The following is a 20,026-nucleotide window of genomic DNA, read 5'->3' on the forward strand; positions in this document are numbered from 1 at the left end:
CATGGCCATGACAGAAGAAACGTTAGTTCAGGAAGTCACCGCAGACTACTTGCTTAATAAACTGCACTGGGACGAATCTGTTTATGGTATGCATGAAAAACTTGGAAGGGAAGGAGATCTAGGCAGGTTATCAGAGCGCGAAACTGTGCTTTCACGTTATTTGGGTGAAAAACTTATAGAGCTAAATCCGGGCTTACCTGATATCGCCTACAGAGAAGCACTGCGTATTGTTTGTGAAGTATCGCCATCTTCTAACTTAGTGTCGGCGAATAAAGATAAATATTCGGACCATAAAAAAGGCGTAAAGGTTACCTTTAAAAATGAAAAAGGCGAGCGTGTAGAGAAACATCTCCGCCTATTTGATTTTGAAAATTATGAAAATAACCACTTTTTACTCGTTCGAGAGTTTTGGATAAAAGGGGATATTTATCGGCGCAGAGCTGATCTTGTTGGATTTGTAAATGGAATCCCACTCGTGTTTATGGAGGTCAAAAACGTCCACAAAGATATTCGTGCTGCTTATGAACAAAACCTTGCCGACTACAAAGATACCGTCCCCCATCTGTTTCATCACAATGCGTTTATTATTCTAGGGAATGGTATAGATGCCAAGATAGGTTCAATTTCTAGTAAGTTTGAACATTTCAATGACTGGAAGCGACTGAAAGAAAATGAATCTGGTGTAGTGGATATGGAAACCTTGTTAAAAGGGACCTGTTCAAAGTCTAATCTGATGGATATCTTCGAAAACTTTACATTATTTGACGAGAGTTCAGGAAAATTAGTAAAGATTGTTGCTCGTAACCATCAATACCTCGGTGTAAATCGTGCTATAGACGCCGTGATTAATCGAAATGCCCGAATGGGAAAGCTTGGGGTTTTCTGGCATACACAAGGCTCAGGTAAGTCTTATTCAATTGTTTTCTTTGCTCAAATGGTTCACCGCAAATTAGGAGGGAATTATACCTTTGTGGTGCTGACTGACAGGGAAGATTTGGATACTCAAATATACAAAACTTTCGCCGGTTGTGGCTTGGTAGATAACGATAAAGACCCATGCCGAGCTGAAAGTGGGAAAGATCTTAAAACTCTCATCGGTGCGCAGAAAGCGTATGTTTTTACTTTAATTCAAAAATTTAACGAAAAGGTGGATCCCGAAAATCCATATTCGGAGCGTGATGACATCATAGTTATCACGGATGAAGCGCATCGCACGCAATATGGAACGTTTTCACTCAATATGCGAAACGCACTTCCAAAAGCCAGTTTTATTGGCTTCACCGGGACTCCCTTGTTCAAAGATGATGAAATCACTAAAAAGGTTTTTGGTGATTACATTTCCACATACGACTTTCAGCGAGCTGTAGAAGATAACGCAACGGTGCCGCTTTACTATGATGCTCGAGGTGAAGAGCTTGTATTTACTGATGACGATGGCAATGAGCATACTGTTGCGGATCCCAAAGGCATTAATGAAAGGATTGCAGAAAAGCTCGATGAATTAGAAATAGATGATGTCGATGTACAACAAAGGTTGGAGCGAGAGTTAAAACGTGATTATCACATTATCACCGCAACCAGCAGATTAGATCAGATAGCCCGTGACTTTGTGAGCCACTATTCAAATGGATGGGAAACTGGCAAAGCAATGTTTGTGTGTATTGATAAGATTACTTGTGTCCGTATGCATAAACTTATCGACTTTTATTGGAAGGAAGAGATTAAAAGCAAAGAAAAAGAACTCTCCTCTGCAACAGATGAACAAGATCTAGCTTGGCGCGAAAGACAGTTAGCATGGATGAAAGACACGCTGATGGCGGTTGTAGTCAGTGAAGAACAAGGTGAAGTTGCAAAGTTTGAGAAGTGGGATTTGGATATTAAACCGCATCGACAGCTAATCAAGACGGGATTTTTGCTTGCTGATGGCTCTCGGCTGGATATGGAAGAGGCGTTTAAAGATAATGAACACCCATTTAGAGTGGCTGTAGTTTGCGCCATGTGGTTGACAGGTTTTGATGTTCCCACACTTTCTACCCTATATTTAGACAAACCTCTGAAAGCGCATACTTTGATGCAAGCCATTGCTCGGGCAAACCGAGTGGCAGAAGGGAAAAATAATGGTTTGATAGTTGACTATTGTGGGATCCTGAAGAATTTACGTAAGGCGTTAGCGACATTCGCTGGTGCAGGTGATGAAGGGCACGGTGGTGAGGGTGGTGAGAATGAGCCAGCCAAGCCCAATGAAGAACTTCTTGAAAGCTTGAATGAGTCTATAAGTTTTATTGCTGAATTTTTGCAAAAGCATAAATTTAACCTTTCACTAATTGTAACCGAAACCGGTTTTGCAAAAAATGCAGCAATTGCGCAAGCCAAAGAAATTATTAATCAGAATGATGAAACTCGGAAACGCTTTGAAGTCATGTCCCGAGAGGTTTTCAATAAGTTTAAGGCTTGTATTAATGTGCCTGGCATCAACCAATTTCGAGACCTTCGTGATGCGATAAACGTAGTTTATAAGAGCTTACAATCAGATAAGGAGAAAGCCGATATCTCAGATATCATGAAACAACTTTATAGTATTGTGGACTCATCAATCGACACTTCTCGCAAGGTTAATGAATCAAAAAAAGACCGCGACCGAATCTACGACATCAGTAAAATTGACTTTGAACGACTTCGCCAAGAATTTGCACGCTCAGAAAGTAAAAATACAACTGTTCAATCCCTTAAACATGCCGTAGAAAAAAAGCTTGCCCGACTAATGATGCAAAATCCATTACGAACGGATTATCAGCAGCACTATGAGCAGCTTGTCAAAGAATACAACCAAGAAAAAGACAGAGTTGTAATAGAGAAAACTTTTGAGGCTCTCTTAAAGTTTAACGAAGAGCTTTCCCAAGAAGAAAAGAGAGCCATTCGAGAAGGGTTAGATGAAGAGTCACTCGTTTTATTTGATCTGCTTAGTAAGCCTGACTTGCAGAAAAATGAAATTGTGAAGATAAAAAAGGTTGCATCTAGTTTGCTTACGGAGCTAAAAGCAGAGCGTTTAAAAATAGCAAATTGGCAACAGAAAGAATCAACTCGTGATGCCGTAAAACAGCAAATTTTTGATTTTTTATACGATGAGCGAACTGGTCTACCTGTAGAGAAATACGAAGAAGAAGAAATAGCTGAGATCACTGATAGAGTCTTTATGCATATTTATCGTGCCTACCCGAAATTGCCGTCGCCCTATTACCCTGAGCAGTCACATACGCAGTAGTTGAAAAAAGGATTAAGGAGTGAGCTATGTTTCCAAATAATGCTGGGCTAAAACCAATTCGTGTATATGAGAATGACGAGCATTTTGGGGTCGAAATTTTTACGAATTGAAGTTAATTGCAGGTTCTTTAGCTGACACCTCATGAGATGTGTCGCAAGTGACTTGAGTACATCCCTAAAAAATTGAAAGTTATAACACTCTTAAAGACGGCAATTAAAGAGACTTTTTAATTGGTCTTAAGCAATTATTAATAAATTTTGGAAGAAAGCATGGAAGTAGAAATTTGGGATGGTGGCTTACAAGAGCAGGAAGTTGCGGCCATAGAGAAAATAAAGACTGTCTTTTCAGGGCTCGGAACTTCACCTAAGACTCCCGCTCGTGGAGAATCTCTTCGCGACCAACTAAAAAGCAGCATTGGCACTAAAAGCAAACGGATGTTCCCATGGAAAGGCTATGCAGGCTTTCGATTTGTTGATTCAAAAAACCATGATGGTGAGTTCGATTTAATTATTGTTACCCACTGTAATGTAATTATCGTTGAGCTCAAAGACTGGAACTATCAACCGGTAACTGCAAAGGGGGATACTTGGTACAAAGGTACCAAAAACATGAAGCGTTCCCCCGTTAGTACGACTCGAGTCAAGAAGCAGACATTAGAAACGAAGTTGGCTCGGCTTGCTGACCGATTTACAAATAAAGGATACGTACCTCATGTGCATTTCTTTGTTGTCATGACCGGTGATGCTGATTTCAGCCAACTGCCCGAGGATCAGTTGCTTCATACAATATCACTGGATGATTTTCTAAAATTTGCAGATCGTAAGACTTTCAATGCTCATTTCAGGCCACACCCAGATGCTCAGGTCCTAAACAAGGATTTTCCACTATTCGACAAATTGTTTTTGGGGCCACAAACTGCTCCAAAAGCGATGCGAGTTGACGGCTATGAAGCAGTAGATGTAATTTTCGAACATCCAAAGAAAGTTTATAAAGAGTACATTGCTAAGTCTGAAATCTCGATTAACACAGAAGCTTTAATTCGGGTATGGCAGTTCAAGAATGTTGAGGGTAAAAAGGCCTATACACCGGAAGGAAGGGCAGAAATAGTTTCGCGCGAGAGAGAAGTACTACAGCACATTAATCATCAGAACCGAGACTTATATAACCACTGCTTGCGTTCATTGACTAGCTTCCAGAAAGATGAAGTGACAGCAGAATATAGTGAAGTATACGAACTTCCTCCAAGTCATGTTCGGTTTAACGAATTTATTGGAAAGTATGGTAAGGCTTTCACAGACCTAGACCGTTTGAATGTCACGAAGCTACTTATTGCAAAGTTTGGGGATCTGCATGAGATTAAAATAGCCCATAGAGACATAGCTGATCATAGCCTTTGGATTTCACCTTCAAAAGAGGTCGCACTTTCAAACTTTATTTCGGCTTATCACCAGCCTATCGGTACGGTTGGTGATTACCGCAAGAGTCTGTCTGTTGGGGCCGCTGAAGCTAAAGAGATGTTGGATGAGGGAAAATTAACGCCTTTTCAGCAGGATGTTCATGCATTGGGACTTGTTGCTTGGCATTTGCTTATTGGGAAGCGTATGTCGCCTAAGAGCTTGGAGACAGTTCAGGATGAAATGTTAAATAGCGAAGAGTGGTTTTCCGATGTGCTGATAGATGCTGTTGCCGCTAAATTTACATCTGCTACAAAGTTCTTTGATGCCTTAAAAAAAGCAGAACCTCAAGGCGAGGCTATTCCAACATTTGACGATACTGAGCTTGATCCTTACCGTCACGCTATCAATCATTCTCGCCAGTATAGAGAAGATGGTGATTTTATAATTGAGACTGCTGAAAAAGAAGTCTATATCTCTGGGGGAAGGCTCGTAAAAGCTTGGTTGAATGCCGGCGGACAAGGAGATGACTCAGCCGCAAACTTCCAAGTTCTTAGGTTTCTTAAGCTGCTAGATAAGCTCTCGTCCATAAAGCCTACTTACCTCCCTAAAATCCGCGAGTTCGGTATTGCTTCAAAATCATCGAGTCTTTATCTGGTTACAGATAAGGTGAACGGAGAAACTTGGGATAACGCAGTTATCGAAGAAAATGAAAAAATAGAATTAATAGGTAAATTTGTTGCGGCTGTTGAACATTTACACGGACTTGGAGTGGCTCATGGTGATATTCACCCTGGGAATGTGATGCTAGAGTCAGAAAGTCGTTCTCTTTATTTGATCGATATTCCTGACTTCTCGCCGTTTGGTGAAGAGCCCAAGAATCATAACTATAGTCCCGAATATATTGATAAATGCACATCTTTTGAACGCGACAACTTTGCGGTGATGAAGATGTCCTGCGAAATGTTGGGAATGTCTTGGGGGCATGAGTCTGAAACATACCCAGCATTATCAGATGCGATTCGAGCTGAACTTGAAGATCTTCAATTTGGATTTAAGAATTTAGGACGCTTCAAAAAGGCGATTGATAACGGTAACACTTCGCTAGAGCAAAACCTGATTGAGATTACAGCAGGTAACGCCGAAGAGACCGTTACTATACTGCCTGATAATGGACATCTGTATGTCAAAATTGAACCTAATCATAATAAGCCAACTGAAACCAAAGTAACCTTTACGGGGATTGGAGGTAGCTTTTCTGCGATGTTTTGCAAAAAGCAAAAAGCTCTGGTTGTAGGCTTTAAACCAAGAACTCGTTCATCTATTCGCAAACAAGATATTGAAGAAAGCCAGTTTGAGATTTGCACCGGTTTACGGATTATTCCTGGCTACCCGCAACAGATTTCAGCTTTGACAGAGCTGCTTAATAAAGATGAGTCTTTCTCACGAGCTATCGAACTTACGTCAGTTCCTGAAGGAGACGAAGAGCTTGAAGTGCATACACCGGAGCAAACCGGACATCGATTCCGGCTTTATCCGGACACCCTTTCCGTTTTAATCCGGACACCGATTCCGGGATAAACCAGCCAGTTTTCGTCTAACTCCGGAATCATTGTCCGGAATGCCGGAATACCTCTCTTTTCTCTTTTAAATCAATTAGTCACTATCCTCGTTATCAATTGAATTATAGCGAGGACGTGAACATGACAAAAAAGAGGACATCTATGGCAAATATCAAAGAGATTTTGCGCCTTAAATTCGAATGTGGTTTGTCTGTCAGAAAGATCGCCGCCTGTACCAAAGCTGGACGCTCAACCATCTCTGATATCCTGACGCGCTTTGAACAAAGCGCTTTGCGTTGGCCACTTACCGACAACTGCTCCGATACCGAGTTAACGCAGGCCCTGTATCGGGATAAAACGGCAGCTCAAAATAAGATCATGCCTGATTTCGCTCAGTGCTTTATCGAGCTTAAGCGTAAGGGCATGACAAAGCAGCTTCTGTGGGAAGAATATGTCGCCGAGCATCAACACAGAGCCTACCGTTACAGTCAGTTCTGTGAGCATTACCTTCGATGGCATAAGATGCAAAAGCGAAGTATGCGTCAGATCCACACTGCCGGCGATAAGTTGTTTATCGACTACTGTGGCCCGACAATCCCGGTCGTGAACCCTGATACCGGAGAGGTTCGGTATGCGCAGATCTTTGTGGCAACGTTGGGAGCATCCAATTACACCTACGTTGAAGCCTGCCCCAGTCAAAAGCTGGAGCACTGGCTGGAAGCGCACGCAAACGCCTTTGAGCACTTCACAGGCGTGCCAGCGCTTCTGATCCCGGATAACCTTAAAGCCGCGGTCACCAAAACGGATCGTTACGAGCCGAAACTCAACGACAGTTATCGTAAACTCGCGAATCATTACGGTACAGCGGTGATGCCCGCACGGCCTTATAAACCGAAGGATAAAGCCAAAGCAGAAAACGCGGTACTGATTGTTGAACGCTGGATCATGATGCGTCTTCGCCACCGCATATTCCACACTTTCCATGCATTAAATCTGGCGATCCGGGAGCTGATGGATGAGCTGAATCAAAGAGAGATGAAACAACTGGGTGCCAGCCGCAAAGCTTTATTCGACAGCCTGGATAAACCCGCGCTGAAACCTCTCCCGGTCCAGCGCTACCTCTATACAGAAAGCAAACGCGCCAAGGTAGGACCGGACTATCACATCGAATACCGACAGCACTATTACTCAGTCCCTCATCAACTGGTAGGCCAGCATGTTGAACTGGAGGCGAACGCGCGGTTAATCCAGATCTACCACCAGGGAAACCTGGTGTCTCAACATCCGACCAGCAAGAAAGCGCACGGCCTCAGTACACACACGGAGCATATGCCCAGCAACCATCAGTACCAGAAGTGGTCACCGGAGCGCCTGCTGAGCTGGGGTGGCAATGTTGGGGCTGCGACCCGACAGGTTGTCAGTGCTCAGCTCAGCGCCAAAGATCATCCCGCGCAAGCGTACCGCAGTTGCCTTGGCCTGCTTAATCTCACCAAAAAATACGGCGATGTGCGCCTGGAACAAGCCTGCAAAGATGCGCTGATGGTAGATAAGCCCTATCTGCGCTTTATCAGAAACCTGCTTAAAAACCACCGGGAAGGCCAGTTATCTTGTGAGTCTCATACCACCCCGGATATCCAGCACAGCAATGTGCGTGGCCCAAATAGTTACCACTAGGAGAACGACATGAATCAGCTTAATGAGCAACTAAGAACCCTGCGTCTTGGCCATGCCGCCAAGGGCCTTGAGCAACAGCGAGAGCAACTCTCCACCTATGCTGAGTTGACGTTCGAGGAGCGGCTTAGCCTGCTTCTTGAGTGCGAGGTACTGGGGCGAAGCCAGGCCAGGATCGAACGCCTGAAACGACAAGCCAAGTTACGTATTGATGCCTCACCCAATCAGCTTATCTACAAAGAAGATCGGGGGCTAAAACGTATCCAGATAAGTGAACTATTAACCGGGAGCTACCTGCTAAAGCACCAGAATATCCTACTCACCGGACCAACAGGTGCCGGAAAAACTTACGTAGCCTGCGCCTTGGCAACCCAGGCCTGTGAGCAGACGTACAGCGTTCGTTACTATCGTCTTAGCCGTTTACTGGATGATCTGAGTTCAGGGCGGCTGGATGGCAGTTATCAAAAACAGCTACTCGCCTTATCAAAGAAACAGCTGCTGGTAATCGATGACTGGGGAATGGAAAAGATGAACCAGGAGCAAGCCGGTCATCTACTGGAGTTACTGGAGGATCGTTATCAAACAGCCAGTACAATCATGGTAAGCCAGCTCCCGGTTAAAGAATGGTACAACATGATAGGCAATGCAACGGTGGCAGATGCTCTGCTGGACAGGCTGATCCACAACAGCCATCGGATTGAGTTGGGAGGAGAATCAATGAGAAAGCTGGCACAATCCGGACAGATAGGATAAAAATAGGATTAGAGAAAAGCGAGGAAAACAGGCGTCCGGATTAAACCGGTGCTGGTGTCCGGATAAGCCGGAATATGCATGAAGAAGATACGCTAACACTTCAACTGGAAGAGGCTTTTTCGCGACTTGATAAGCAGGTGTCGGAGGCAACATCAGCAAAAACACTCGAAATACCAACAGCTAAGTTATGGCGTGCAATCCTGGATACTGAGACTGAGTCGTATCCTAATATTGAAGTCAGCGGCGAAGTTATTCCAGTAGCGGACGCTAAAGGGGAGCTTTTAATTCATTATACCGCTGATGTAGATCCTCTAGGGGGTTTTAGTAGCAGTGATGAAGTTGAAGCTGTATTGGTCGATCAAGAAGGTGTAGAGCGATTTATAGGTGAGGTGTCACTTAAGAAATCAGCTCTTAAAGAGATTCGCTTAGTTAGAACTCGTGCGGCCGCATACAATTTGACAGACTCTGATATTATCTTCTTCCGCTCCAAACAGGATCGTGCTTCTTATCGTAAGCGCAAAAGAGCTTTAGAGCGTCTGCTTGATCGAGAAGGTGTAATGCCAGACCTAATGGATCTATTTGATCCATCTTGTGATAAAGCTGCCCACAATTACGGTATATCGTTAAGTGATAATGACTTCGCAAGGTATGACCGTGAAGATCAGCATGGAAACAAAATAAGTCTAAATGAACAGCAGCGAGAGGCGTTCGCTAAATTGGTCAACAACGGCCCTCTCTCTTTGCTGCAAGGGCCCCCAGGAACAGGTAAAACAGAGTTTATCGCAGCCTTTGTACATTATTTAATTGAGAAGCAGAACACTAAACGGATTCTGTTGGTTAGTCAGTCACATGAAGCTGTAAATACAGCCGCTGAGCGAATTAGGAAGCACTGCGCGCGGCTGACCACAGATCTTGAAATCGTCCGGTTTAGTAACCGGGAAGGAGCAGTTTCTCTAGGGCTCAAAGATGTCTATTCGAACGCAATTACGACAGAGAAACGGGAGCTTTTTAACGCCGAGAGTAAGTATAGAGTCGAAGCTTTAAGTGAGGCAATTGGCTTAGAATCAGAGTTCATTTCCAAAGTTGTGATGGCTGAGCTTAGGTTATTCAAACAAATTGATCATCTTGAGAAGTTGCTATATCAAGTTAATGACTTAAGCGATGAGAAAGATATAAAGAAGCTCAAAAATATAGCAGTAGAATTGGATTATACAATTCGTTCTAAGTTAAGAGCAGAGTATGAGATTAGGTTGGATGATGAGTCGAGAGTCTCTGAAGCCAAAGACATTTTGATATCCAAGCTATGTAGTGAATATGGTGTCAGACCTGATGAGGCTAGAAGAGTTAAGGCGCTTGCAAAAATTTCACGGGATATGCAGGATGCTTTGTCTGGAGAACGGGTTAACGTTGACGAGTTTTATGCTCGCTCCAGACAGTTGGTGACTGGAACTTGTGTCGGCATTGGTCAAGGCCACATCGGTATTCAAGAGAATATCTATGATTGGGTGATCATTGATGAGGCTGCACGCTCAATTGCGAGTGAACTAGCTATTGCCATGCAGTCAGCTAAACGAGTCTTGTTAGTAGGAGACCATTTGCAGCTACCTCCACTGTACTCCGAGGCGCATAAGGAGGCTTTAGCGAGAAAGTTGGGTATCCACAGTTCGCGAACTGAAATCGATGAAGTGTTGCGAAGTGACTTTGCCCGAGCATTTAACTCTAATTATGGTGCTCAAGCTAGTGCAGCACTGCTGACGCAGTATCGTATGGCTCCACCTATTGGCGAGCTGGTCTCAAATACTTTCTATGAAGGCAAGCTTCGTAATGGTGAAAGAGTAATTCCTGATGTATATCAGAAAGCACCGTTGGCTCTGCGCAGTATGGTGACTTGGCTAGATACTTCTAATTTGGGTCCACGGGCACACCACTTAGAAGATCGTGGAACAAGTATCTACAACCGTTGCGAAGCCGACCAAATAATATCTGTGCTCAAACAGGTATCTGAAAATGCTGATTTTGTAACTGAATTATCTAAACTCACCAGCAAAGATGAAGCCGCAATAGGTGTAATTTGTATGTATGCCGAGCAAAAACGTTTGCTGCGCCAAAAATTCAATCAGGAAATCTGGAGCGATGGCTTTAAAGATATAGTTAAAATTGACACGGTTGATAGCTATCAAGGTAAAGAAAATAGAATCATCATTTTGTCTTTGACGCGATCTGATAAACGACATAGCCCCGGGTTTCTGAGAGCTCCCAATAGGATCAACGTTGCGATGTCTCGTGCAATGGATCGTTTATTAATTGTAGGAAATGCAGATATTTGGAAGGGGAACAACAAAGAGCTGCCATTAGGCTCTGTTGTTCGTTACATGACTGAGAGTGGTCAGAAAGCTGGGTATACATTCATCTCAGCTAAGCAGGGAGCTAACTAGGAATGATAGCTGATAACAAAGTGACTTATCATGAAGTGGATTTCTTGCTCCCCGCACAGAGGTTTAATATTCAGTTTTCATATGTCTCTCAAAGGGGGTTGCCATTTATCAGAGAGTTTGTGTTGAGACTTGTACATGTTGCACCAATGAGTAAAGCACAAATCTCGACCTATTTTGGATTTAGCCGACGTGAGACAGAGGAAGCTATTTCCGACTTGGTTGATCGCGATGAATTAACTCTTTCTCCTGAAGGTCGCCTTACCCTGACCGAAAAGTCAATTGGTTACTTTTCTGAAATTGGCGACATTCCTAGGCTTTCTTCTGTTCAAGATAGCGGAGCTACCCTCTCATTTGACTTAGCTACATTTACTTGCTTCAGCAACCAGAATATACAGGATAAGTGGATAAATGGCATATCGCTAAAGGTGGATGACAGCAATGCTTCTCAAAGTGAAAAGTTAGTTGAAAAACACTTTCAGCGTCGCTTCAATCAGATCTTGGATAAAGGCTATTTATCTCACTTACAAACTTCGGATGGGAAAGATCAACCGACAATTTATACTGTAAATTCAGTGAACAAACTGCGTCAGTTGCCATTACGTTTGACTACTGTGTTTCAATTAGATATCGATGGTAAGGCTGTTGAGCGAGAAGATTATGAGGAGCTTAATAATTCTGAAAGTGTCCATGAACTAATAGCTTTAGAGTTATCTCGGTTATCAATGCACAACAATACAATGAGTATATTCAAATCTATGATTTCGGTAGGGGATGAAGATACTTTGAAGCTGTTTGATTCAAAAACGAATCTATTAAATCCCAATTATTTAGAGGATATGCAAGCTTTAGAGGAGCATAACGCTTCCGGCAGAGTGACTTTCCTTGGACCGATATACTCTACAACCAATTGGAAAAAACTGCAGAAGGTCCTGGCTCCAGTGCTCAATAAGCGTATTAAAGACAAAGCTGATTTTGGTAGCAGTCGATTTATATGGGTGGCTCCATCGGATGCATACTGGGCGAAGAGTGGACAGTTTTCTTCAAGCCTCAGCGAGTTAATTCGCAGATCCAGTACAAAAAAGAAGAAACTATATAACCCTGTTCTGTATGTACCCGTTTCCGATGACAAAGATTCTAGAGTAGCATCTCAATGGAGGCATGAACTTGGGGAGTTTCAAACTAATGTGAGTGGGCTTGTGGAAGGCTTCTTAGATGGTAATGTTGAGATACTTTATTTAGAGGATGAAGTGGCTGTTGTGATTTACCATTTCACTCAGCCTGAAACGTTGCCAATAACAATGCCTTTGGGCTTTATTACGAAAAACAAAGAATTGGTTATGAAACTCGGGAAATTGGTTAGCGGCTATATCAACGGCAGCTCAGCTTTCGATAAACCAAATGACTGCGGCCCTATAGCATCTATACTAATGAGTAATTGAGGGATAAATTTGTAGCTAGCGCTGTTCGCTGAATGACGATAAAATTCATAATTTTTAAAGGCTTATGTCGTTTCTTGCAACTTTATTGTTATGCTGTGTGTTACATTAAAGCTAAATTAGCATAATAGTTAACAACTTTGTTTATTATAGCTTCCTATCTAAGGACGAAAAATCAATGAGTTATGTGGTTTTATATTAACAACTTTATTGTTAGCCGACACGGTTGTGGTCTTTGTGATGCTGCTAAGGTAATGTTTCCCGTAAAGTTGGATAGCCTTTTAAACGTAAAAAATCCCGCAATTTGCGGGATTTTTATGCTTAACAATTTTGACTGAAATTAAAAGCGGTAGGCAATATTTAATGAGCCTGATGCGGCGACCACATCGTCTTCATCTTCATCAAGCATATCGGCGTAGTCACCAGCAGTTCGGATTGCCAGCGTAAAATCGAGTGATACTTTCTGCCAGTTGTAACCAATACCGCCGCTAATCTGGGCACCGGAGAAGTTTTCATCAAAGCCATCTGCTTCCATTTCTTCTGAGTAGAAGCCGCCACCGATGAAAGCTTTAAAGCCATTGCTAGCGAGCCCTGTTCCGAAGTATGCGTTGGCTTCTAGTCCTGAAGCTTCGAGCTCTGAGAAATCATCATGTTCCACTGAATAGTATTGGCCACGCAATGAAAAATGGTCATTAAACGCGTAGTCGCCAAATACACTAAAACCCGCAAATTGATCTTCTGAGTAGCCATCAGCTTCAACGACAAGCGCGTATGAACCTACCCCAGCGCTAAATTTACCGTTGGACTGTTGAGATTCGTGTTCAGTATTTGCGAACGCCGGAGAGGCAAGTAATGTAGACAGGCAGGCAGTTATTATTGCTTTTTGCATTTTTTAAATCCTTATTTAAACAACATTTCCACTCTATTGGAAATCGCGGGGAGGCTATCAAAATTTAACAATCAGGTAAATGAGGTGGACAAATAAAATGATTGTAAATTGTTGTTTTGTTAGATTTTGTTTGAATTTTGATAAGGGCGATTGTTCTTTGTCGGCATTTGACCGTAACAGAATCATGCGCTCTCAATATGTTTGACCCTCTCATGAATAGTCCTGGGTTACTGTGATCAACAACAGGCAGACATTTCAGAATGCCTGGTGTAATATCGCACCAGGAGCTAACTGTTGGATTGAAATTTATGCCTCGTCAAAGCATTACCCTGACTGAAAAAAATGATGAGTGGCTAAAGAGCCAGGTTGAAGCAACCCGGGAGTATGCAAACAAAAGTGAACTCGTAAACGATTTGATTCGCCGAGCTCGACGCACTGAGGCTATCAATCAAAAGCTGGAAAGTGCAGAAAATAGCGGATTCGTTAATCAATCCCCCGAAGATATGCTGAAAGAATTTAAAGCCGATTTGAAACGATAGATGAATCGTTACAAGTTATCGCTGAACGCCAAACAGGATCTCAAACGCATTTATGCCTACGGGTTTGCCGAATATGGCGAACTCCAGGCAGATAAGTACTTTGAAGGTTTTTTTCAGACTTTTGAAAAAATAGCGACGAACCCCGCTGCATATCAATCAGTTGACCATATTCGAAAGGGATACAGGCGTTGTGCTTATGGTGCCGACAGTATTTACTATCGCTTCAATGGTGTTGAGGTTGAAATTATGGCAATACTTGGGGGTCAGGATGTAGATGAGTGGCTTTAAGCCACTCATCCCGTTCTATTAATAACCGTTAGTCTTATTCAGAAATGAAAATGGTCTTTTCGTTAACAAACTCACGCATGCCAAAGCCACCATGCTCACGGCCATAGCCGCTGTCTTTCACGCCACCAAACGGCAGGTTAGGTTGAGCCAATGAATAGCCGTTAATATTCACCATGCCGGTGTCAAACTCCTCTCTGGCCAGCCTAACTGCTTTTTCTTTGTCGGTAGTAAAGATACCGCCGCCGAGGCCATAACGCGAGTCGTTGGCAATTTTCATGGCTTCAGCATCGTCTTTAGCTTTGATAAACGAAGCGACAGGACCAAATAATTCGTCGTCATAAGCAGGCATGCCCGGCTTTATGTTCTCCAGGATGGTTACCGGATAGAACCAGCCTTTACCGTTCGGCACATCGCCTCCCAGCAACACAGAGGCGCCTTTTTCCACCGATTCCATCACCTGCTTATGTAATTCATCGCGTAAATCTGCACGGGCCATCGGGCCTAGGTCTGTATCTTCGGCGCGCGGATCACCCACTTTAAGGGCTTTAAACGCGGCTAAGAATTGCGTTTTAAATTGGTCGTAAACCGACTCAGTAATGATAAAGCGTTTTGCCGCCACACAGGTCTCACCATTATTAACTATGCGCCCCTGCACACAGGCTTTAACAGCCGTATCGACATCGGCATCTGACAACACCACAAACGCATCGTTACTGCCCAGCTCCAGAACGGTCTTTTTAGCTAAACTGGCCGCCGTTTCTGCCACTGACTTACCTACGCCATCACTGCCGGTAAACGTCACACCGCGTACTTTATCGTGTTTGATCAGTGCACTGGCCGTTTTGCCATCAATAAGCAGCGATTGATAGACATGCTCCGGAAAGCCAGCATCGATGTAGAGTTTTTCAATAAGTTCAGCCATGCCAAAGACATTCTTAGCGTGCTTCATAACGGTTGTGTTGCCGGCCATAATGTTTGCTGCGCTGTAACGAATCACCTGGTAGAGCGGAAAATTCCAGGGCTGAATACCAAGGATAACGCCAAGTGGCTGATAGGTGATTATCGCTGTGCCGCCCTCGAATACGCGGTTTTCATCTTCCAATACGCTGGCTCCGTTTTCAGCGGTGTAGCGACAAATCGCTGCGCAGAGCTCCACTTCCTGTTTACCCTGCTCTACCACTTTACCCATTTCTTTAACCATCAAATCGATAATTGCATCAGACTGTTTTTCGATTTGGTCGGCAAGGTTATTCATCAGCTCGGCGCGCTCGGCAAAGCTGGTTTTCTTCCATGACAGAAAAGCCGTATTTGCCGAATCGACTGCTTGATTCGCCTCAGCTTCAGACATAAGCGTGTATTCTGCAACGGGTTGCTCGGTGGTAGGATTTACCGTGTTTACTGTCTCTGACATTATTTGTCTCCTGATATCAACATGTTCAGAGACGGGTGCAAGTCAGAGACCACTTTTAGAATTTATGTTTTCGTCTTTTAAATCAGTGTATTATAGAGTTTCTGAAAATGTAGACCTACCACAGGACTATAGAGTTTTCATTACAATAGTATTTATTTCACAGTGCCACTGCTTCAAATTTAGCCTTCGAAGAAAGTAGCAAGAGAAGATATTACTGAGGTAAGGGAACGCTCTGGGCGTTCATCGCAAATTTGCCATCGTGATAGGTGAAAAAACAGGCCTCATACGCCATTGAGGCCTTTATTCTTGAACGGTTTGCTGGCGGAAACCTCAGGCTTTTTGGTTAGCCTCATCAGGCGGTTCGATTTCACTCACGTTAACCGCCATGATTTTCGGCTGCACCGCAGGTCCAAACTGGGTATATGTGGCCACATCTGAGGCGTCATGGCCAAAGGCAATTGCCACACGCGCGCCGTCGGATGAGGGTTGGGTGGCATCAAATGTGTACCAGCGCCCACCTACGTAGGCTTCAAACCAGGCGTGCATGTCCATGGGGGTTAAGCCATGCAAATAACCCACTACCATTCTGGCCGGAATACATAAACTGCGGCACAGTGCGATGCCCAAATGCGCTAACTCTCGGCAAACACCCTCGCGAGATTGGTTAACCTCTGTGGCAGACTGTTGGAAGTAGAGCGAGTCAGGGTTAAAGTGCACGTTGGTTCGGATCCAGTCTTCGATAGCCGCCACCTGCTCATAGCCAGGCACACAATTGGCCACGATACTGTGGGCCATTTCTACAAACCGGTCCGACTCACAATAGCGTGAGGGCAGCAGGTAACTCAGCTCCTCATTGGGGAGTGTGTCGATTTCATTAAATCCCGCCCAGCGGTCGCCTATCATCGCTGGCGACGTTAATACCTTCGCCAAGGTTCGCACCGAAAATGTACCAACCGGCGCTACTAATCGCTGGCACGAATTGCCAAAACTGTCGTTGTATTCAATCACCGGGACATTAGGCGAAATAGTATAGGTTTGTTCAGCTACCCACTGATTAAAATCATTCCGGGGCCGTAACATCAGTATAAACGGGGTAGGTGTTGTTATATCAAAGGTGAGATTGCATTCTGTGCTTAACCACATACCCTGGATTTTTCCTTTTAAGTCGTGTGCAAAGCAACGATTTATCGCGCTCTGGCGTGAGTGTGTAAACAGAATCGGCGTTGGTAACTGGCTACTCAGAATTCGGGTAGCAGTTTGTGATTGCGATAGTTGCCGTTACTGAACTACTTTGCGTGTCTTGTAGGCTTGATGTCACCGGGCAAGGAATTGTGCAGTGTGATCAGGTTTCGCTAACTGCACTAATTCGTTACTAGTGTTTCTTGTTGTTATGTCTAGGATGGACCGTTTTGCTCTGCTTGTACAGTCTATTAGCCCACAGCCGTTGGTTTGGAGCCTTTAATATCGTTAGGTACTGACGTTAGTTAATTCGGCGGTGAATGTTTAACGGGGTTGTCTTCCTCCGGTCGCTCATGCAGAAAGCTTGCGAAACGCGGCATACCGCGCTGGGTAAGACCATAATATTTATAGGTTATCCAGCTTCCTACCTGTGGCGGTGACTGGCGGTTGGCCAGGCTAAAACCGCTGCCAATTTTAAACTGCCGTCCCTGGCGGGACTCCACCAACAATGAGCCCATCATGCCCCTGAACTTACCTTTGCCGGGCAGGTGGGCGAGTACTCTGGCTTCATCGTCCTGATAGCGTTTAGCCTTTAATAAACCCGGGTTACGCCCCTGCTGATAGTGCGCCTCGCGATGATGGAGCATAAGTCCTTCGCCGCCTTGTTGGGTAATGTTATCCAGGGCATCTTCCAGCGTAGGAAGTGAATCCAGGGTGAATTGCTCAATCATTTTCAGACTGGGATTATTGGCTTGAGCGATTAGCGTTTGCATACGCTTAACGCGCTCCTCAAAGGGCAGGCCGGTAACAGGCAGGTCAAACACCATCATTTTAATTGCATGCCAACGTTCATCAGGGTGATGACTGAGAACGGTGGAGGCAATCTCCTCAAAGCTGCCCCGTTTGCTCCAGAGTTCACCGTCCATGGGCTCAGTCGGCCAGTTGCGGGTAAACCATGGGGGCGGATTAATGGGGTTGCCGTTACGGGTAATAAGCTGAGTGCCTGTCCAGCGCGCCCGAATACCGTCGAGCTTTTCGCTCACCAGGTATTCACTGATGTCGATGTCGCCCTTATAGGATTCGGCCAGTTGTAGTGGTGCATTTTGCGCTGCTGCGGCGGAGCATAGCAGCATGCTTAGTAATAACAGCAGTGGTCTGATATTCATTTGTCTGTCCGGAGTAAAACCACCAGTGTAGAGGGTTTAGCTTTGCGGAAAACTGGGCCTTGGAATGGTTTAGCGTGGTTGGCTGTTGAGATACCGCTTAAGGCTTTTAGGCGTTACACCGGTTTGCCGTTTAACCACGCGGGATAAGTGGCTTTGATCGCTGAAACCGGCGGCATCCGCAATATCAACGAGTTTATGCCCCTGCGTCAGCAGATCACGCACCCGCTGTACTCGCCGTGATTCGATGTAGCGATGCACAGAGGTATAAAATGACTGGCGAAATGCCCGGGCAAAGTGAAACTCGCTAAGCCCTACCGTGCCGGCAATGTCTGCAATGGTGATGGAGCGTTGCAGGTTGTCTTCAATATATTGCTGCACGTTTTTTTTGCTGCGTAAACTCAAACCACCATAAATACGCACCTTTTGGGCAGCCCGGTGCGACTGCATCTTACATAATTCGGCAAACACGATTTGGACTACCGATTGAATGTGAAGCTGGTGGATGTCGTCATGCCAGTCCTGAGGCTGCCCCAGTTGCTGCAGGGCAGCAGCCATTGGAGCATGTTGCAGAAAAGAGTGGTCCGGCAGGGCAAATAAACGGGGCTCAAGATCCAGCTCCCGGGCAATAAACTCCCGCAGGTGGTTGTCGGTAAAGTACAGGTGAGTGAACTCAAAGCGTCCCTGGATCTCCCACACCGATTCCTGTTGTTGCGGGATAATGCAAATTGCATCCTTAAAGCCATTACGCTGTGAGCGGCGCCCATCAAGGCGATAAGTTTGCTCACCGCCGGTGGTGTAAAGCGAGAGTGTGTGCACTTCATCGGTATGATAACTCACTCTGTCCAGCTCATTTTGCCAGGCGGCCAGACGGATATCACCGGGCAGGCGCAATTCCCCTCTGAGTGTGGCGTTAGAATGGGATAGGGTGTCGAAGGTGGCCTGCTTCATCATTGCACTATTATTCATCAACGCCGGGAGCGGGCAAAGGATAATTTAACGCCTGGTACGCAGAAGACGTAAAAAAACCGCAGGATCGTCCCAAAATGTCAGGAATGTCCCAGTTTCTGTATGCTGCCGAGGCTATGCTCTTGGCTTTCCTTCTCTTTGAGAAAAGCTTATGACGCTGTTTTTATATGTATTAACAGTAGCCATTTGGGGGACCACCTGGTTAGCTATTTATTATCAGTTGGGCAATGTGGATGAGGTGGTATCGGTGTTTTATCGGTTCGGACTGGCCACTGCGATAATGATCCCACTGGTGATGTTGTTTAAAAAAGGGCGGATTGGCAGTTGGCAGGATCAACTGTTTTTTGTTGCGCAGGGAGCCTGCCTGTTTTCGCTCAATTTCATCTGTTTCTATTACGCTACCCGCTATATTCCCTCTGGTTTGGTATCAGTCATCTTTTGCCTTGCTACGCTCTACAATGCCATTAATGGTCGGTTATTCTTTAAAACCAGGGTCGCGAGTTATGTTTGGCTGGCGTCATTGTTTGGCGTAGTGGGCCTGGCACTGTTAATGGCGCCACAAATTCGCATCGACGACAGTTGGCTTACTACCCTCAAAGGGTGTGGTCTGGCAGCACTGGGTACCTTGTTCTTCTCGTTCGGTAATATGATTTCAGTTCGCCATGGCAAAGAGGGGATCACACCGCTACAAAGTAATATGTGGGCCATGATGTACGGCACTGTATTGTTACTGGTCATCTGTTTGGTTCGTGGTGTGCCTTTTGCCTGGGGTACAGGCGCTGAATACACTTTTAGCCTGCTTTATTTAGCTTTGTTTGGTTCTGTGATTGGCTTCACTGCTTATCTTTCTCTGGTCAGTCGCGTTGGTCCGGGTACTGCTGCCTATACCACGGTACTTTTCCCGGTAGTCGCGCTGAGTTTGTCTGCTCTGTTCGAGGGCTACCAATGGACTCATAGCAGCTCAGCGGGTCTGCTGTTAATTCTTGTGGGTAACTATTTAATGATTAATAAAGGTCGGTGGGTTATGCGCCCTGCAATTGTACGCTCTTAATATTTCTCGTGGACCGGAAGATAA

14 protein-coding genes are annotated in these 20,026 nt (G+C 44.8%); 9 read left to right on the forward strand and 5 right to left on the reverse strand.

The window, feature by feature from the left end:
- The first annotated feature begins 1 nt into the window (after position 1).
- From AC566Q_RS00560 to AC566Q_RS00585, 6 genes are all read left to right on the forward strand, one after another.
- Positions 2-3,262 carry a type I restriction endonuclease subunit R gene (locus AC566Q_RS00560; protein ID WP_499612678.1) on the forward strand — a complete coding sequence of 1,087 codons (3,261 nt, stop codon included), beginning with the start codon at positions 2-4 and terminating at the stop codon, positions 3,260-3,262.
- Between the two features lie 269 nt (positions 3,263-3,531).
- Positions 3,532-6,237 carry an NERD domain-containing protein kinase family protein gene (locus AC566Q_RS00565; RefSeq protein ID WP_499612680.1) on the forward strand — a complete coding sequence of 902 codons (2,706 nt, stop codon included), beginning with the start codon at positions 3,532-3,534 and terminating at the stop codon, positions 6,235-6,237.
- Between the two features lie 122 nt (positions 6,238-6,359).
- Complete coding sequence (gene istA, locus AC566Q_RS00570; RefSeq protein WP_499608196.1) at positions 6,360-7,892, forward strand: IS21 family transposase; 1,533 nt, start codon at positions 6,360-6,362, stop codon at positions 7,890-7,892.
- Positions 7,893-7,901: 9 nt separating this feature from the next.
- Entirely contained in the window at positions 7,902-8,642 is a 741-nt protein-coding gene (gene istB / locus AC566Q_RS00575) for an IS21-like element helper ATPase IstB (protein WP_123324632.1), read from the forward strand.
- A 74-nt stretch (positions 8,643-8,716) separates the two neighbouring features.
- Complete coding sequence (locus tag AC566Q_RS00580) at positions 8,717-11,077, forward strand: DEAD/DEAH box helicase (RefSeq protein WP_499612682.1); 2,361 nt, start codon at positions 8,717-8,719, stop codon at positions 11,075-11,077.
- A gap of 2 nt (positions 11,078-11,079) precedes the next feature.
- Positions 11,080-12,516 (forward strand): hypothetical protein, encoded by a 1,437-nt coding sequence (locus AC566Q_RS00585; RefSeq protein ID WP_499612684.1) that lies wholly within the window; start codon positions 11,080-11,082, stop codon positions 12,514-12,516.
- A 337-nt stretch (positions 12,517-12,853) separates the two neighbouring features.
- On the opposite strand, the gene AC566Q_RS00590 is transcribed toward AC566Q_RS00585, so the two are convergent.
- Complete coding sequence (locus AC566Q_RS00590; protein WP_499612685.1) at positions 12,854-13,402, reverse strand: outer membrane beta-barrel protein; 549 nt, start codon at positions 13,400-13,402, stop codon at positions 12,854-12,856.
- 308 nt (positions 13,403-13,710) lie between these two features.
- Here AC566Q_RS00590 and AC566Q_RS00595 point away from each other — a divergent pair, with 308 nt between their 5' ends.
- Both AC566Q_RS00595 and AC566Q_RS00600 read left to right on the forward strand, forming a co-directional pair.
- Entirely contained in the window at positions 13,711-13,941 is a 231-nt protein-coding gene (locus AC566Q_RS00595) for a ribbon-helix-helix domain-containing protein (RefSeq protein ID WP_499612687.1), read from the forward strand.
- Positions 13,942-14,229 carry a type II toxin-antitoxin system RelE/ParE family toxin gene (locus AC566Q_RS00600; RefSeq protein ID WP_499612689.1) on the forward strand — a complete coding sequence of 96 codons (288 nt, stop codon included), beginning with the start codon at positions 13,942-13,944 and terminating at the stop codon, positions 14,227-14,229. It begins immediately after the preceding gene.
- Positions 14,230-14,263: 34 nt separating this feature from the next.
- On the opposite strand, the gene AC566Q_RS00605 is transcribed toward AC566Q_RS00600, so the two are convergent.
- The 4 genes from AC566Q_RS00605 to AC566Q_RS00620 form a co-directional block, all read right to left on the reverse strand.
- Positions 14,264-15,640, reverse strand: coding sequence for an NAD-dependent succinate-semialdehyde dehydrogenase (locus tag AC566Q_RS00605; protein ID WP_499612691.1), 1,377 nt, complete (start codon positions 15,638-15,640; stop codon positions 14,264-14,266).
- Between the two features lie 330 nt (positions 15,641-15,970).
- The gene (locus AC566Q_RS00610) at positions 15,971-16,783 is read right to left on the reverse strand and encodes a transglutaminase domain-containing protein (protein WP_499612692.1); all 813 of its coding nucleotides are present in this window, start codon (positions 16,781-16,783) and stop codon (positions 15,971-15,973) included.
- A gap of 341 nt (positions 16,784-17,124) precedes the next feature.
- Positions 17,125-17,985 carry a DNA ligase gene (locus tag AC566Q_RS00615; RefSeq protein ID WP_499612694.1) on the reverse strand — a complete coding sequence of 287 codons (861 nt, stop codon included), beginning with the start codon at positions 17,983-17,985 and terminating at the stop codon, positions 17,125-17,127.
- A gap of 69 nt (positions 17,986-18,054) precedes the next feature.
- Positions 18,055-18,951 carry a helix-turn-helix domain-containing protein gene (locus AC566Q_RS00620; RefSeq protein ID WP_499612696.1) on the reverse strand — a complete coding sequence of 299 codons (897 nt, stop codon included), beginning with the start codon at positions 18,949-18,951 and terminating at the stop codon, positions 18,055-18,057.
- Positions 18,952-19,102: 151 nt separating this feature from the next.
- On the opposite strand from AC566Q_RS00620, the gene AC566Q_RS00625 reads away from it, so the two are divergent.
- The gene (locus AC566Q_RS00625) at positions 19,103-20,002 is read left to right on the forward strand and encodes a DMT family transporter (RefSeq protein WP_499612697.1); all 900 of its coding nucleotides are present in this window, start codon (positions 19,103-19,105) and stop codon (positions 20,000-20,002) included.
- Positions 20,003-20,026: the final 24 nt, after the last annotated feature.

The organism is Alteromonas sp. H02, from assembly GCF_059682525.1.